We start from the raw sequence: 16,420 nt of genomic DNA, 5'->3' as shown, positions 1-16,420 counted from the left end.
AAGTCCACAGAGTTAATGCGCTTCGGCCGTGCGCATTGCCTCGACGCGGATGTCTTCCGTCAGCCGCGCCTTCAGTGCCGAAAACTCCGGGCTGGTCTTCAGCGTATAGTGGCGCGGATGCGGCAGGTCGACGGCAACGTCCGACTTGATGCGGCCGGGCCGCGCCGTCATCACCACCACGCGCGACGCCATGAAGATCGCCTCCTCGATGTCGTGGGTGACGAACAGCACCGTCTTTTGCCGGCGCTCCCAGATGCCGAGAAGCAGTTCCTGCATCAGCCCGCGGGTCTGGTTGTCGAGTGCGCCGAACGGCTCGTCGAGCAGCAGGATCTCCGGATCGTTGGCCAGTGCCCGGGCAATCGCCGTGCGTTGCTGCATGCCGCCGGAAAGCTGCTTCGGCCAATGGTTCTCAAAACCTTTCAGACCGACCAGATCGACATAGGACGCGACGATGTCGCTGCGCTCGCGCTCGGCCATTCCACGTTCGCGCAGGCCGAAGGCGATGTTCTCGGCGACCGTCAGCCACGGGAACAGCGTATAGGACTGGAAAACCATGCCACGGTCTGGACCCGGCCGGTCCACCGCCTTGCCGTCGAGCAACACGCGGCCCTCACTCGGCGCTTCGAGGCCGGCGACGATCCTGAGCAGCGTCGATTTTCCACAGCCGGACGGCCCGAGGATGGTGATGAAGTCGTTGGCGGCGACCGCCAGATCGATCGGCATCAGCGCCTGGACCGGTTGCCCGCCGCCGACACCGGCAAACGTGCGCGAGACGCCTTCAATAAGAAGCTTGCTCACGCCAGGCTCCATGGAAACAGCCAACGGTTGAGCGCCTTGAAGGCGAAATCGGACAACAGCCCAATCAGGCCGATGACGATGATGCCGAAGATGATCTGCCCCGTCGCCAGCCGCGATTGGCTGTTGATGATCATGTAACCGATGCCCGACGACGAGCCGATCAGCTCGGCGACGATGACATAGGTCCAGGCCCAGCCGAGCACCAGGCGCAGGGTCTCGGCAATCTCCGGCGCATTGGCCGGCATGATCACGCGCCGCACGATGCCGTTGTCGGACGAGCCCAGCGTGTAGGCCGCCTCGACCAGGTCGCGCCGTGTGCCGCCGACCTTGACCGCGATGATCAGAATGATCTGGAACACCGAGCCGACGAAGATCACCAGCAGTTTTTCGAGTTCGCCGACGCCCGCCCACAGGATGAGCAGCGGGATGAAGGCCGATGCCGGCAGATAGCGGGCGAAGGAGACGAACGGCTCCAGGAACGCCTCCACGGGCTTCCAGGCGCCCATCACGATGCCGAGCGGGACGGCAACGATGGCTGCCATCAGAAACCCGCCGAAGACGCGCCAGATGGTGATGAGGATGTCGAGCCAGAAGCGGTCCTCGACCAGCAGCCGCCAGCCGTCTCTCAGCATCGAAAGCGGATCGGCAAGGAAGATGCGATTGACGTGGCCGCCAAGCGTGATCCACGCCCAGAACGCCACGAACAGCACGAAGAACGAGATGCCGAGCACGGTTCGAATGCCGGGCGAGACCGGATGCAAGGGGCGCGGCATCGTCAACCGTCCTTTGATCTGAATGAAAAAGCGGCGGCGCAGGGCACCGCCGCCGGGCGACAATCCTGCCGGTCAGTCGGCGACGGCGCTGGTGTCGGCCAATGTCGAGACGTCGGGCGCTTCCTTGATCAGGCCCATCTGCAGCAGAAGCTCGCCGGCGGTCTTGGAAAAGTCCTGGAACTCCTTGGTGAAGAACTGCTTGTTTTCGGCCTTGTCGGCCCATTTCAGGTATTTGGCCGACTCTTCGAACTCCTTGGCCGACTGCTTCACGTCGGCGCCCATGGTCTCATAGGATTTCGCCGGATCGCTCTTGATCAGGGCGAGTGCCTCGAAATAGCTGTCGGCAAGCGCCTTGGCCGCATCCGGATTGGCCTTGAGGAACTCCGGCGTGCAGCCGACCGTGTCGAGCACCATCGGATAGTCGAGAGTGGTCACAAGGATATGGCCCTGGTCGGATTTTTCGCGCACCGCCGAGATGAACGGCTCGTAGGTGACTGCCGCATCGTTCTGTCCGGCAAGAAACGCCTGCGCCGCCGCATCCGGCTCCAGATTGACGACCGTCACGTCCTTGGTCGACATGCCGTTCTTGTTGAGCACCCAGGCCAGCATGAAATAGGGCGACGTGCCCGGCGCCGATGACGCAACCGACTTACCCTTGAGGTCGGCAACGGTCTTGATGTCGTTGCGGGCGACGATGCCGTCGGCGCCGTAGGACTTGTCGAGCTGGAATATCTGCTTAGTCGTCACACCGTTGGCGTTCCAGACCAGCCAGGTCTCGACCGTGGTGGCGGCGCATTGCAGGTCGCCGCTGGCGATGGCGAGCGGCCGGCTGGCTTGCGGCACCTTCTTCAAGGTGACGTCGAGGCCATGCTTTTCGAAGATGCCGGCCTGCTTGGCGAGCGTCAGCGGCGCAAAGCCCGTCCATCCGCTGATGCCGATGCTGACCGATGTGGCGGCTATCGCCGGCGCGCACAACCCAGCGGCAAGCGCCAAGCCTGTGGCAAGAATTCCGATCCTGTTCATGTCGGTTCCCCTTTTTTGTTCGGATGGGAATTGTGTCACAGACGCCCGCAGGCTTGTCAATGAAGCCGATGCTGCACTGCGGTATGTGGCCGCCGGCAGCAAACTTCGCCATTAGCGGCTGTTGTACATCCAGCTGCGGTCGCGCCACATTTTTTCGCCGACCAGGCAGTCGGTGACGGGGATGTCCTGTGCCAGCACCAATGGCGGATGCGCCGCCTCTTCCGTCGCTCGCTGCGGCGAGGCCGGACCGGCAAGCTCCAGCACCAGCTTGCGGCGGATGGCCTCCGGAAACTGCGTCCAGTCATTGACCGGGATCATGAAGGAACCTGGCCCACCGATGACGCAATCGCTGTAATAACGGTCGAGATTGTTGACATCGTAAGCGCTGCTGAACCCGCCGCCCTTGGTCATCAGCGGCAGGCCGTTGACAGTGATGCCCTGCTTGATCACGGCGTCGCGGGTGATGTCGACAGGTGCGCCCTGGTTGTTGGGGCCGTCGCCCGAAATGTCGATCACCCGCTTGACGCCCTGGAAGCCGCTTTCGGCGAACAGATCGCTGGCGAATTCCAGCGCGCCGGAGATGGAGGTGCGCCTGGCACTGGCCGGCGGATGAGCGGAAAGCTGCGCTGCCAGCCGCTCGGCGTCGGCACGGTTGGCGATTACCGTCCACGGCACAACGACCTGCTGCCAGGTCGCGCCTGCCCATTCGACGTAGGTGACGGCAATCTTGCCGTGAGCGCCGTCGCCGATTGCCTGCAGCACGTCGTCGTGCGTCAGCGCCGCCGCATAGCCGTGGCGCTGGATTTCGAGCTCGTCGGGCGACATGGACAAGGACACGTCGACTGCCAGCACCAGTTCGACGTCAACCGGCTCGGCGGCGCGGGAGATTGCCGCCGGCCATAGCACCGACGCCAGCGCGGCGGCACCCGAGACGAGATGTCTTGCACAGGCAAAAGCAGACATGCCGCACGGTAAGCTAAAATCGACGACCGACAAAGAGGAAAGCCCGGCCGAGAGCGCGGCTGTTCCAGTCACGTTTTTGCGAGCACGTCTCTAAGTTCAGCTGCGCGGATTGAGGTTCTCCGGGTCGTAGAGCGGCCTGTAGCCGACCGCGGCCACTTCGACCGGGTATTTCTCGCCGAAATATTCGACGCTCAACTTGCGGCTCTCCTGGCAATAAGCCCAGGGCAGGTAGGCGAGCGCGATATTCTTGCCGAGGGTCGGACCATAGGCCACCGAGGTCGTGAACGACCGACGGCCGAGCTCGTCGACCAGCGTCTCACCGGTTTGCGGGTCCATCACCGGCATCGTGCCGACCGGATAGCGGGGAACGCCGTTGGAATCGGTATTGTCCGTCATCACAAGGGTGCAAAGCATGGCCGGCTGATGCGCCCGGGCGCGATATTCCAGATGCTTTGCCTTGCCGCAGAAATCGGCCTCCTTGACCTTCGGCCGGGCAAGATCAGCCTCCAGCAGATTGTACTCGGTCAAGAGATCCGCGTTCTGCAGGCGCAGGCTCTTCTCCATGCGGCGGCTGTTGGCATAGGTCTCGACGCCAAAGGCCATTACGCCGGTCGACCGCAGGGCGTCCCAGACGGCCAGGCCGTCCTCGTAGCGCATATGCAGTTCCCAGCCTTGCTCGCCGACATAGGAGATGCGGAAGGCGGTCACGTCCTTGCCGGCGATCCTGACAGGCTTGATGGCGGCAAAGGGAAAATTCTCCGGCGTCAGTCCGTCGGGATTTTCCACGACCTTGCTCAATGCCGCCCGCGCATTCGGACCCCAGATGCCGACGGTCACGTACTTCTCGGTCACGTCGGTGACGGTAACGTCGAAGCCTTTGTCTTCTGCCGTCCGGCGCATGTACTGGAAGTCGCGCGGTCCGGCATCGGCGCCGTCGATCACGCGGCAGCGGTCGGCCATGCGGATGACGGTCAGGTCGGCGCGCACCATGCCTTCCTCATCGAGGAAATGGGTATAGATGCCCTTGCCGATATTGCCGTCGCCGCCGATCTTTGCCGCGCACAGCCATTCCATCAGCGCGACGTGATCGGGGCCTTCGACGTCGTACATGGCGAAATGCGACAGGTTGACGATGCCGCAATCCTCGCTCATGGCGAGATGCTCGGCATTCGAGACGCGCCAGAAATGGCGGTTGTCCCACTCGTTTTGACGCATCGGCACCCGGTTGCCGTATTTCTCGAGCAAATGCTCGTTGGCGGCGTAGCCATGGGCGCGTTCCCAGCCGCCGAGCTCCATGAAATAGCCGCCGAGTTCCTTCTCGCGCTCCCAGAAGGGCGAGCGGCGGACATTGCGGGCCTTGGAGAAGGGTTCGCGCGGATGCACCGCCGGGTTGTAGACCTTCATCGCCGTTTCGGTGCAGCGGTCCCAGATGAACTGCTCTTTCGTCTGGTGCGGATAGAAGCGCGAATAGTCGATGGCGTGGTGGTCGATCGCCGTGCGGCCGTCCGTCATCCAGTCGGCGATGAGCTTGCCCATGCCCGGGCCATCCTTGACCCAGATGGCAACGGCATACCAGAGGCCCCTGACCTTCTGGCTTTCGCCCATCGACGGGCCGCCGTCCGCCGTCACCTGCAGCAGGCCGTTGAAGGAATGGCTCTCATTGTAGCCCAACTCGCCCAGGATCGGCGTCAGTTCCATGGCGCGCTCGAGCGGCGCCATGATCTGCTCCATGTCGAGATCGCGCTGCGACGGCGAAAGCCGTGCCTCGTTTTTCTCGAGAATGTCGCGCGGATGGCAAAGGCGCGGATTGGTCTCTTCGTAGTAGCCCCACTCGATCTGCCCGCCTTCGGCCGTCTTGGGATCGCCGGTATCGCGCATGTAAGCCGAGTTGCCCTGGTCGCGCAGCAGCGGCCAGCCGATCTCCTTGCCGGTGCCGGCGAACTCGGTGTACGGCCCGAAGAAGGTAAGCGGATGGTCGATCGGCATCACGGGCAGGTCCTCGCCCGCCATTTCCGCAATAAGCCGTCCCCAGATTCCGGTGCAGACCACGACATAGTCGGCTTCGATAGTGCCGCGGTCGGTCACCACGGCCTTGATGCGGCCGTTCTCGATGACGAGCGACTTGGCGGAGGTATTGGCAAACGCCCTGACTTTGCCGGAGGCTTCCGCCTGGTCGACCAGCTTGCCGGCGACCGTCTGCGAGCGCGGGATGACGAGGCCGGCGTCGGGATCCCACAGGCCGCCCTGTACCATCTGTTCTTCGATCAGCGGGAATTTTTCCTTGATCTCGGCGGGATCGATCAGGCGGGCGCGTGTGCCGAAGGCCTTCGCCGAGGCGATCTTGCGCTTGATCTCCGCCATGCGGGCGTCGTCGCCGACGCGGGCGACCTCGAGGCCGCCGATGCGCGCGTAATGGCCCATCTTTTCGTAGAAATCGATGGAATAGAGCGTCGTCCAGCACGACAGGAAATCGTGGCTGGTCGTGTAGCAGAAGTCGGAGGCATGCGCCGTCGAGCCGATATCCGTCGGGATGCCTGATTTGTCGATGCCGACAATATCGTCCCATCCGCGCTCGATCAGGTGATGGGCGACCGATGCGCCGACGATGCCGCCAAGCCCGACGATGACGACCTTCGCCTTTTCCGGAAACCCTGCCATTGCCCGCGACTCCAAGATGCTATTGCGCCAGACTATAGGGCGGCGCCGCGCCGCGCTTGCAGCCTGTTTGCGACATCGCCAAAAAAGCCCGCGCCACCAGCCCGTCGAATGCAGTTAGACCTACGCCTTCGCCCTGCTCAGTACGAAGGCGCTGCTAGAGCCCGTCCTGCGCAGCTTCGAAGAAAAGTGCATACCTTCATCGCCGATTACCGGAAGCAAATAAAAGGCCGGGCGTTTGCCCGGCCTTCAAAAAATCATGGCGTCGACTTTACTTGATGCGCGCGACGCCGCCCGAGATCTCAATGGTCTCCGAACCGGTCAGCGCCTCGAGGTCGCCATTCGGCAAGGTAACAAAACAGCCGCTCGGGCAAAATTCCACGGTTTCGCCGGCGGCCAGCGCCAGCTCGGTCTTGCCGCCGCCTTCGGTCACGATCAGCGTGCGGGTCTCAGCGTCCTTGTTGACCGCGCTGGCGGCATGGGCCGAACCGCCCACGGCCAGAAAAGCGATGGCGGCGACGAGAGACTTCCACATTTTGCAGTATCGGTGTTGCCACCGCCTCTGTTGCATTTTGCAAGGCATTCTCGCCGTTTGCAGGTGAGCTTATATGCAATGCAAGCTGAACGGCAACTGAATGCCGCATTCATGCCGCAATTGGTTTCCGAAGGCTTGAAGGCAAGCTCCAAACAGCTAGTCAGGATCAGGCTTCCGCACCTTGCGTCCCGACTTGGCGAGACGTTTCGCCTCCGCCACTGCCAGTGCTTTTGCTTGCTCTCGCTCGGCGAATTCGACTTCGATCTTGTCGTCGTCGATCGGCCACGCCTCGTGCTTTTTGGTCTCGACGACGGCGCGCGGCGCCGACGGAATTTCGATATGCTGGTCGGCGAACACATCGAAGATTGCAAAGCGGATGTCGTTCTGGACGATATTGCCACTAAGAACGTCTGCCAGGAACACGCGAATCTCGAATTCGAGCGCGGCCGGGCCGAAATTGGAAAACAGCACAAAGGGTTCCGGGTTCTTCAGCACCAGCGGATGGCTGCGTGCGATCTCCAAAAGGACGCCATGCACGTGCTTGACGTCGCTACCATAGGCAACGCCGACCTTGATGTCGACGCGGCCGAGCTTGTTGCGGTGCGTCCAGTTGCCGACCGCATTGTTGATCAGGTTTGAATTGGGCAGGATCACCGATTGCCGTTGGAACGTCTCGATCTCGGTGGCGCGCACGCTGATCTTCTTGACAGTGCCGCTGATGTCGCCGGCGACGATCCAGTCGCCGACCTTGAACGGCCGCTCGGCCAACAGGATCAGGCCCGAGACGAAGTTCGAGACGACATTCTGCAGGCCGAAGCCGATGCCGAGGGACAGCGCACCGGCGACCAGCGCGAGGCTGGAGAGGTCGATGCCGGCGGCCGAGATGCCGACCAGTGCCGCGACGGCGACGCCGGCATAGCCGACCGCCAGCCGGATCGAATTGCGCACGCCGGTGTCGACGCGGCCGCGCGCCATCACCGAGCCGTCCAGCCATCCCTGGAACCAGCGCGTCAGGAAATAGCCGATGATGAAGACAACGACGCCTGAGAGGATGCCGGTGATCGAGATCGTCACCGAGCCGATGGTCAGCCCCGTTGCCAGCTTGTAGGCCCAAGCCTGGATGTCGCCGGGCTGGAAGCCCCACGTCAACAGGATCAGCGGCAGGAACACCAGCACGATCATCACGTTGATGGCGACGCTGACGACCAGGCCGAGCTGGTCGAGCGCGGTCGGCTCATAGCTTGAATTGGCGGATAGCCAACGGCCGATCGAGCTATTGGCGAAGCCGCCTTCCTCGCCGATCGCCCGCGCCGACAGGAAGCCGATATAGGCGGTGACCAGGATGGTGCCGGTGATCACGACCTGCACCGAGACGAACATGGCAAGGCCGATATAGCCGAACAGCGCCGACGCGATGGTGAACAGCCCCAGCGCCACGGCGGTGTAACGCAGCCACGCCGGCCACGGCCGCCAGATCCCGTCGGCGGCCTTGAACGGCTTCAGCAGGCCCATCAGGATCAGGATGACGCCGACGATGATGGTGGCGACAAAGCTTCTGGCGATGGTCAGCGACAGCGGCGAGCCCATCTTGTCGTTCACGACCGACAGGAAATAATTGATGCCGATGGCGACGGCCATGGCCGTCGTCAGCCGCACCAGCCAGCGCGCCGGGCCGGTTTCGACAGGGATCAGACGCCAGTTCGGCAGTCGCGGCTCAAGCGCCGCATTGGTCAGCCGGTTGACGCAGAACACACCCGCGACAACGGCAGCCAGCGCATTCAGGAAGATGCCGATATCGCCGCGCAAGACGTTGTAATAATTGAAAAAGAAAATGGTCGAGGCAAGGAAGACGCCGACTGCCAGCGTCGGCAGCAATGTCGACCAGAACGCCACCGACAGCCGGCTGAGATAGGAGGGATCCTCCACCGAGGGGTCCGCTTCGAACACACGGCCGAACAGGCGCCGCCCGCCGACGAAAAGCACGGCGGCCAAGGCAAGCGCCATCAAGGCCGCGGCAAGAACGGCCTGGAACTTGAACTTGAAGGCAAAGCTCAGCCAGGACGACACCGCCTTGTAGAAACTGGTAAATTCGTTGTTGGCATCGGAAATGACCTCCGGGCTCAATGCATCGGACAGCACGTAGCGCTTGGTGAGCTGGTTGCGGAAAAGCTCGCTGCGCATATTGCCGATCTTCTCGATCAGCCCGCTGATGCGGATCGACAGGTTTTGCGCCGTGGCGATGACGGCATTGATCTCGGCTTTTTCGGAGGCCAGCGCCTGGCGTTCGCCGGTCACGATATCGGGCTCGGCCGGCTGGCCCGCGGCCGGCGGCGGGCCTAGCTGCTCTAGCCGGCTGTTGATCTCGCTCAGCCGCGGCCGGAAAGCGAGCGCGCTGTTGAGCGAGGCACGCGACATTTCTTCCAGCTGCAGCCGAATATCGACAAGGCTGGCGTCATCGTCGCCGTCCTGCTGGAACTTCGTTTCGAGATTGTCGGTCTTCGTCATCAGGTCCTGGAGGATTTTCTGCTGATCACTGACCAGTCCCGCGGGCGCCTGGCCAAGCCCTTGCGCCACCGCTCGCAACGAAAGCGGCGCCGAGGCGACAAGCATCAGGACCAGAACGAAGCGGAGCAGTCGGAAAAACATGATTGTCTGGCGACTCACGGGCGATAAGGCGTTCTAAAGGCCCGCTCTTGGTAAAGACCGACATATCTGGGGGCAAGCCGTCCCTGACGGCCCGCTTTCGAAGTCGGCCATATCCAATCGAAGTCGGGGAGTCGAAAAGCGATGGCGCAATCTTGGCTTTGCGTTGGCCGCCTGCTCTATAGTCTGCCGCCAAGCCTGAAATGGATGACAATAAGAATGGCGGAATATTCGGCCTTTTCGCTTCTCAAGAACGCGCTGACCGGAAACAAGGACTGGAGGCCGGCCTGGCGCAAGCCCGACCCGAAGGCGTCCTACGATGTCATCGTCATCGGCGGCGGCGGCCATGGCCTGTCGACCGCTTACTATCTCGCCAAGGAGCACGGCATCACCAATGTCGCGGTGCTGGAGAAGGGCTGGCTCGGTTCCGGCAATGTCGGCCGCAACACGACGGCCGTCCGCTCCAACTACCTGCTGCCCGCCAACACGCGCTTCTACGAACATTCGATGAAGCTGTGGGAGAACCTGTCGCATGACCTCAACTATAACGTCATGTTCTCGCAGCGCGGCTGCCTGAACCTCGCCCACACACCTGCTCAGCTCGACGACTATGCCCGGCGCGGCAACGCCATGCGCCATCTCGGCGTCGACGCGGAACTGATGACCACGGCGGAGATCGCCCGCCTGGTGCCGGCGCTGGACGTCTCCGCCACGGCGCGTTTCCCGATCGTCGGCGGCCTGATGCAGCGACGCGCCGGCACCGCCCGCCACGATGCGGTCGCCTGGGGATATGCGCGTGGCGCAGATCGCCGCGGCGTCGACATCATCGAAAACTGCGAGGTCACCGGCTTCCTGCGCGACGGCGACCGTATCACCGGCGTCACGACGACGCGCGGCGAAATCCGCGCCAAGAAGGTAGCGGTAGCGGTGGCCGGCAGCACCGGGCGGGTCATGCGGCTTGCCGGCATCGAGACGATGCCGATCGAGAGCCACGTGCTGCAGGCCTTCGTTACGGAATCGCTAAAACCCTTCATCGATACGGTCCTGACCTTCGGCATGGGCCATTTCTATATGTCGCAATCGGACAAGGGCGGTCTTGTCTATGGCGGCGACCTCGACGGCTACAACAGCTACGCCCAGCGCGGCAGCCTGCCGATCGTCGATGAGGTGATGAGCGAGATGCTGGCGCTGTTCCCGGGGCTCGCCCGCGTCCGCATGCTGCGCTCATGGGGCGGCGTCTGCGACATGTCGATGGACGGCTCGCCGATCATCACCACCGGCCCGCTGCCGGGCATGTATCTCAATTGCGGCTGGTGTTATGGCGGCTTCAAGGCGACGCCGGCTTCCGGCTGGTGCTTTGCCTGGACCATCGCCAAGGACGAGCCGCACGATCTCAACGCGGCCTTCACACTCGACCGCTTTTACCGTGGCATGGTGATCGACGACAAGGGCCAGGGCGCCACACCCCGGCTGCATTAGGCCATGATCCCGAACCGCAGGTCCGCGTCAGCGAAAAGTGGAAACCGGTTTTCGGACAAGATCATGGTCAAACGAGAAGTTTAAGAGATCCATGCTCATCACCTGCCCCTATTGCGGCCCGCGCGACGTTATCGAATTCACCTATCAGGGCGACGGCAATCGCCAGCGCCCACAGCCCGCGTCGCAAAACCTCGACGCCTGGAACGCTTATGTCTACGACCGGCTGAACCCCGCCGGCGACCACAATGAGATCTGGCAGCATTCCGGCGGCTGCCGCGCCCATCTCAGGGTGGTGCGCAACACGCTGACGCACGAGATCTCCAGCACTGCCTTCGCGCGCGGCGACCACAACTCGGTTGCGCGGCACAGGGCCGAGGACAAGTCATGAGCCCGCGCCGTACCGAGACCGGCGGCCGCATCGACCGGCTGCGGACCATCCGCTTCACCTTCGACGGCGCGCCTTATACCGGCCATGCCGGCGACACGCTGGCTTCGGCGCTGCTGGCCAACGGCGTCACCCTGTTTGGGCGTTCGTTCAAATATCACCGCCCGCGCGGCGTGCTGACTGCCGGCGTCGAGGAGCCAAACGCGCTCGTGACTGTGTTGAGGGGCGAGGTTCGCGAGCCGAACATTCCCGCCACCATGGTCGAGATCTATGACGGGCTGGCCGCAATGAGCCAGAACCGCTTCCCCTCGCTTGCCTGGGACGTCAATGCCATCAACCAGCTCGGCGGCAAGCTTTTGTCGGCCGGCTTCTACTACAAGACCTTCATGGGACCCGTGGTCGGTCCGCTGAAGGGCACGCGCTTCTGGATGTTCTGCGAGCATTTCATCCGCCGTGCCGCCGGCCTGGGCAAGGCAGGCACGGCTCCCGATACGGCGCGCTACGAACGCATGAACGCGTTTTGCGACGTGCTGGTGGTCGGTTCCGGCCCGGCCGGGCTGATGGCCGCCAGGGCGGCCGCCGATCAGGGTGCACGCGTCATCCTGGCCGAGCTCGAGCCGCATTTCGGCGGCTCGGCCAATTGGTCGGGCGAGACGATCGATGGCATGCCGGCCGCCGACTGGGCGGCGCGCGCCGCCGGCCAGCTCGAAGGCCATGACAATGTTCGCCTGCTGCCGCGCACCACCGTCTGGGGCTATTACGACGGCAACACGCTTGCCGCGATCGAACGCGTCACCGACCATAAGGAAACACCGGACAAAGGCGAGCCGCGCCATCGCTACTGGACCATCCGCGCCAAATCGGTGGTGCTGGCCACCGGCTCCCTGGAGCGTCCCTTGGTCTTTCCTGGCAATGATCGGCCAGGCGTGATGCTGGCGCATGCGGCCGAGCGCTATGCCAATGAATATGGCGTGCTGCCGGGTCACAGGGTCGCGCTGTTCACCAACAATGACAGCGCCTATCGCGCAGCACTGGCGTTGAAGAAGGCCGGTGCCGCGGTCGTCGCCATCGTCGACGCGCGCCCAGAGCTTTCGAGCGAAATGCGCAAGCTGGCCGGCGAGACCGAAGCCGAGATCTTTTCTGGCCACGCGGTGATAGCCACCGAGGGCGGCAAGGCGCTTTCCGGCTTCAAGGTGCAGCGCTTCGACATGGCCAGTGGTGCGCTTTCCGGCGATGCGCGCAGCATCCACGCCGATTGCCTGCTGATGTCGGGCGGCTGGTCGCCGACCATCCATCTGGCCAGCCAGGCCGGAGCCAAAGCGGAATGGAACGAAGCGTTACAAGCGTTCCTGCCGCCGAAACCGACAACACGGCAATGGATCGGCGCCGGCGCCTTCACCGGCAGTTTCTCCACCGCCGAGGCGATCGCCGAAGGTCGCGCCGCCGGCCTTTCCGCTGCGGGCGCAACAGCCACGCCGGCGGCCTTGCCTGCCGTCGGGGCAGCACCTGGCGATCCCGATCCGGCACCGGTGTTCGAGATCAAGGCCGCAGGAAAAAGCTTCGTCGACTTCCAGCATGACGTGACGGCCGACGACGTGCGTCTGGCACACCGCGAAGGCTTCGTCTCGGTCGAGCATCTGAAGCGCTACACCACGCTCGGCATGGCGACCGACCAGGGCAAGAGCTCCAACATACCAGGCCTCGCCATCATGGCCGAGGCGCTGGGCAAGCCGATCCCGCAGGTCGGCACGACGCGCTTTCGTCCGCCTTTTTCGGCGGTGTCGATCGGCTCGCTTGCCGCCGAACGCTTCGGCGATCTGAAGCCCGAGCGGCTGACGCCGATGCATGACTGGCACGTCGCCAACGGCGCCACCATGTATTCGGCCGGCCTCTGGTACCGGCCGATGATCTACGGCCATCCCGGTGAAACGATCGAGCAGGCCTATGTGCGCGAGGCGAGAGCCACGCGCGAGAGCGCCGGCATTGTCGACGTCTCGACACTGGGCAAGATCGCGGTGCAAGGCCCGGACGCGGCGGAATTCCTCGACCGCGTCTACACCAACATGTTTTCGACGCTGGCCGTCGGCAAGGCGCGTTATGGGCTAATGCTGCGCGAGGACGGCCTCGCCTTCGACGACGGCACCACCTGGCGGCTTGGCGAGCAGGATTTCCTGATGACCACCACCACCGCCAATGCCGGCAAGGTAATGCAGCATCTGGAGTATTTTCTCGACGTGATCTGGCCGGAGCTGAAGGTCCACGTCACCTCGGTCACCGACCAATGGGCCGGTGCCGCCATCGGCGGGCCGAACGCCAGGCAGATATTGGCTGCTTGCGTCAGCGGCACCGCTGTCGACAATGCCGCCCTGCCCTTCATGGGCATCGTCCACGGCGAAATCGCCGGCGTGCCGGTGATGATCTGCCGGCTGTCCTTCTCCGGCGAAATGGCCTTCGAGGTCTATTCCGGCACCGGTTACGGCACCCATGTCTGGGAGGCGCTGATCGAAGCCGGCAAGCCGTTCGGGCTGGTGACCTACGGACTGGAGGCGCTGGGCACCCTGCGCATCGAGAAGGGCCACGTCACCGGCGCCGAGATCGACGGTCGTACCACGGGGCGCGACCTGCATCTCGACTGGATACTGTCGAAGAAGAAGCCGTTTATCGGTTCGGCGATGATGGATCGCGAGGGGCTGATCGCGCCCGACCGCCTGGAACTCGTCGGTATTGTTTCGCTCGACAACCAGCCGCTAAACGGCGGCGCACACATCGTCGAGGAGCTTGACGAAGCCAATCCGCACGGCTCGCTCGGTCACATCACCGCTTGCTGCTATTCGCCGGCGCTCGGCAAATATATAGCGCTTGCCTTGGTCAAGGGCGGCAAGGCGCGGCGCGGCACGCGCGCTTATGTCTCCGACCCGTTGCGCAACCGGTTCGGGCCGGTCGAGATCGTCTCCAACCATTTCTTCGATCCGGACGGGAGCCGCATGCATGGTTGAGCGCCAATCACCGCTTGAGCCGGTGCTGCATCCAGGCTCGCATGGCAATTTCGAGCACGGTGTCGAAATCATCCTCTCCGAAACCAGGCCGGGTTCGATCCTGCAGCTCGCCGCCTGGCCCGGCCAGGAGAAGGCGTTGATGGCCGGCATCCATGCGGTCACCGGCCTGGCTCTGCCCGACGGCGCCGGCGGCGGCGTCACGGACGGCGTCAGATCGGTGTTCGGCTTTGCGCCGGGAAAGTTCACAATGGTCGATGAGGCCGAGGGATTGGCGTCGGCCTTTGCCGACGTCGTCACTCCGGCTATCGGTACGGTGACCGACCTTTCGCACGGCCGCACCGCGATCCGTATCGCCGGGCCGAAGGCCGAGTGGGTCCTGGCAAAATTCTTCGCCATCGACTTCGCGCTGCCGGCCTTCCCGATCGGCGCCGGCCGCTCGACCATGCATCACGACGTCTTCGCGCAGATCCAGCGCACCGGCGCCGATCAATTCGACATTTATGTGTTCCGCTCGTTCGCACGCTCGTTCTGGAAGGCGCTCTGCCACGCCAGCGAGGAAGTCGGTTACGAAGTGCAGTAGCTAGACGGCGCGTCGTCACCCTACTCCGCGAACGTAACCCACTCTTCCAGCGGCGCGCGGTCGGTGCGGAAGGCATTTTCGGGCTTGGACGTATCCTCATGGCCGAGCGCCATGCCGCAGACGACGATCTCCTCGTCGGGGATGTCGAGCACCGGCCTGATCTGCCGGTGATAGGGCGCGAAGGCGGCCTGCGGGCAGGTGTGTAGGCCCCTGCCCCGCGCCGCGACCATGATGTTCTGCAGGAACATGCCGTAATCGATCCACGACCCTTTGTTCAGCCGCCGGTCGACGGTGAAGATCATGCCGACCGGCGCATCGAAGAAGACGAAATTGCGGTCGTGCTGGGCGCGCATCCTGTCGACCTCGCGCCGGCCGATGCCGAGCACGCCGTAGAGGCCGAAGCCGTTGGCCCGCCGTCGCGTCAGATAGGGTTCGAAGAACTGGTCAGGATAGTAGCGGTACTCGTCCCACTCCGCCTTTTCGGCGCGGATGCCCGAACTGAGAATGGCGTCGGTGATGCGCTGCTTGACCTCGCCCTTGGTCACATAGACCTTCCAGGGTTGCATGTTGGTGCCTGAAGGCGCGCGCGCGGCAACGGCGAGAATATCGCGGATGGTGTCGTCATCGACCATGTCAGGCAAGAAGGCGCGTACGGACCGGCGCGAGGTGATCGCGTCATCGACGATCGCCGCCGCAATCCGGGAGTTGTTTTCCAGCATGGGCCGTCCCTTTGCGCATAATCCTGGAACCCGGCTTTTCCGGAAAGGATCATGCGCCGACTAGAAGTGATGGAGCATCCTTGCGAGTTTCTATGAACGCTCGACGCCCTATCCGCCTCGACCGGACGCCCCACTCGCCGCTCGTGTGCCGAGCCTTTGCCTGAACCGTCAAAATGGCGCAAGTAAATCTTGTGGGTTCATGAAAATCATCTTGATTTTTTCACAGACCTGCGGTCACATGAAATTTGCTGGGAATTTTTCATCGAGACAGGGATGGCTTTGCCCTCAACCGCCGCAACACCGGAACAAGATAACGGCGAACGGCTGCTGGCCGGCGACATTCGCGCGTTGCGCAAGGCGCGCGGCCTGACGCTTGCCGAAATCGGGCTGAAGCTCGGCCGTTCCGTCGGCTGGGTCAGTCAGGTCGAGCGCGGCCTGTCGATCCCGTCGCTCGGCGATCTCAGGGCCTTCGCCGAATTGTTCGGCGTGCCGGTCAGCCTGTTCTTCAGCCATGACGTGCCTGTCGAGACCGAACGCGGCGTGGTCGTGCGCGCCGGCAACCGGCGCACCCTTGGCACAAGCGATTCCGGCCTGGTGGAGGAGCTTCTGTCGCCGGATCTCGGCGGTAGCTTCGAGATGCTGCGTTCGGTCTTCGCCCCCGGTGCCGAGCTGAAGACCGAGGCCCGCCGGCCGACCGAGGAAGCCGGCTACGTCGCGTCCGGCAGCTTCGACATCGAAATTGCCGGCGTCTGGCACCGGCTTGGAGCAGGCGACTCCTTCCGCTTTGACGGCAAGCCGTTCCGCTGGCGCAATCCTGGAGCGGAACCGGCTGTGGTGATCTGGGTGGTTTCGCCGCCCGTCTATTGATCTG

General features: G+C 63.5%; 13 protein-coding genes. 5 read left to right on the top strand and 8 right to left on the bottom strand.

Going from position 1 to position 16,420, the window contains the following annotated elements; translation table 11 throughout:
* Positions 1 to 12: 12 nt before the first annotated feature.
* The 7 genes from NKH91_RS10820 to NKH91_RS10790 form a co-directional block, all read right to left on the bottom strand.
* Positions 13 to 798, bottom strand: a complete 786-nt coding sequence (locus NKH91_RS10820; RefSeq protein ID WP_352791112.1) for an ABC transporter ATP-binding protein — start codon at positions 796 to 798, stop codon at positions 13 to 15.
* On the bottom strand, positions 795 to 1,571 hold the full coding sequence (locus NKH91_RS10815; RefSeq protein WP_352484520.1) for an ABC transporter permease: 777 nt from the start codon (positions 1,569 to 1,571) through the stop codon (positions 795 to 797). Before NKH91_RS10815 ends, NKH91_RS10820 begins: the two co-directional genes overlap by 4 nt.
* Positions 1,572 to 1,643: 72 nt before the next feature.
* Positions 1,644 to 2,594: an ABC transporter substrate-binding protein gene (locus NKH91_RS10810; protein WP_352495944.1), complete on the bottom strand. Its 951-nt coding sequence runs from the start codon at positions 2,592 to 2,594 to the stop codon at positions 1,644 to 1,646.
* A 111-nt stretch (positions 2,595 to 2,705) separates the two neighbouring features.
* The gene (locus tag NKH91_RS10805; RefSeq protein WP_352495943.1) at positions 2,706 to 3,557 is read right to left on the bottom strand and encodes a DUF1194 domain-containing protein; all 852 of its coding nucleotides are present in this window, start codon (positions 3,555 to 3,557) and stop codon (positions 2,706 to 2,708) included.
* A 96-nt stretch (positions 3,558 to 3,653) separates the two neighbouring features.
* Positions 3,654 to 6,215 (bottom strand): GcvT family protein, encoded by a 2,562-nt coding sequence (locus NKH91_RS10800; protein WP_023719920.1) that lies wholly within the window; start codon positions 6,213 to 6,215, stop codon positions 3,654 to 3,656.
* A 268-nt stretch (positions 6,216 to 6,483) separates the two neighbouring features.
* Complete coding sequence (locus NKH91_RS10795) at positions 6,484 to 6,747, bottom strand: hypothetical protein (protein WP_023676533.1); 264 nt, start codon at positions 6,745 to 6,747, stop codon at positions 6,484 to 6,486.
* A 156-nt stretch (positions 6,748 to 6,903) separates the two neighbouring features.
* On the bottom strand, positions 6,904 to 9,393 hold the full coding sequence (locus NKH91_RS10790) for a mechanosensitive ion channel family protein (RefSeq protein ID WP_352844378.1): 2,490 nt from the start codon (positions 9,391 to 9,393) through the stop codon (positions 6,904 to 6,906).
* A 216-nt stretch (positions 9,394 to 9,609) separates the two neighbouring features.
* Here NKH91_RS10790 and NKH91_RS10785 point away from each other — a divergent pair, with 216 nt between their 5' ends.
* The 4 genes from NKH91_RS10785 to NKH91_RS10770 all read left to right on the top strand — a co-directional run bounded on the left by NKH91_RS10785 (position 9,610) and on the right by NKH91_RS10770 (position 14,830).
* Positions 9,610 to 10,869 carry a sarcosine oxidase subunit beta gene (locus tag NKH91_RS10785; RefSeq protein ID WP_352844380.1) on the top strand — a complete coding sequence of 420 codons (1,260 nt, stop codon included), beginning with the start codon at positions 9,610 to 9,612 and terminating at the stop codon, positions 10,867 to 10,869.
* Positions 10,870 to 10,960: 91 nt separating this feature from the next.
* The gene (locus tag NKH91_RS10780) at positions 10,961 to 11,257 is read left to right on the top strand and encodes a sarcosine oxidase subunit delta (RefSeq protein ID WP_023719917.1); all 297 of its coding nucleotides are present in this window, start codon (positions 10,961 to 10,963) and stop codon (positions 11,255 to 11,257) included.
* Positions 11,254 to 14,250: a sarcosine oxidase subunit alpha gene (locus NKH91_RS10775; protein ID WP_352814626.1), complete on the top strand. Its 2,997-nt coding sequence runs from the start codon at positions 11,254 to 11,256 to the stop codon at positions 14,248 to 14,250. The genes NKH91_RS10780 and NKH91_RS10775 overlap by 4 nt, the downstream gene beginning before the upstream one ends.
* Positions 14,243 to 14,830 carry a sarcosine oxidase subunit gamma gene (locus NKH91_RS10770; protein WP_352484514.1) on the top strand — a complete coding sequence of 196 codons (588 nt, stop codon included), beginning with the start codon at positions 14,243 to 14,245 and terminating at the stop codon, positions 14,828 to 14,830. The genes NKH91_RS10775 and NKH91_RS10770 overlap by 8 nt, the downstream gene beginning before the upstream one ends.
* 20 nt (positions 14,831 to 14,850) lie before the next feature.
* Here the strand turns inward: NKH91_RS10770 and NKH91_RS10765 are convergent, their stop codons facing one another.
* Positions 14,851 to 15,549, bottom strand: coding sequence for a nitroreductase (locus tag NKH91_RS10765; protein WP_352484513.1), 699 nt, complete (start codon positions 15,547 to 15,549; stop codon positions 14,851 to 14,853).
* A 273-nt stretch (positions 15,550 to 15,822) separates the two neighbouring features.
* Here NKH91_RS10765 and NKH91_RS10760 point away from each other — a divergent pair, with 273 nt between their 5' ends.
* The gene (locus tag NKH91_RS10760) at positions 15,823 to 16,416 is read left to right on the top strand and encodes a helix-turn-helix domain-containing protein (protein ID WP_352484512.1); all 594 of its coding nucleotides are present in this window, start codon (positions 15,823 to 15,825) and stop codon (positions 16,414 to 16,416) included.
* Positions 16,417 to 16,420 lie beyond the last annotated feature (4 nt).

The sequence above is a fragment of the Mesorhizobium sp. M0894 genome, assembly GCF_040319725.1.
GTDB lineage: Bacteria > Pseudomonadota > Alphaproteobacteria > Rhizobiales > Rhizobiaceae > Mesorhizobium.
This window is presented reverse-complemented; position numbering and strand designations above follow the sequence as displayed.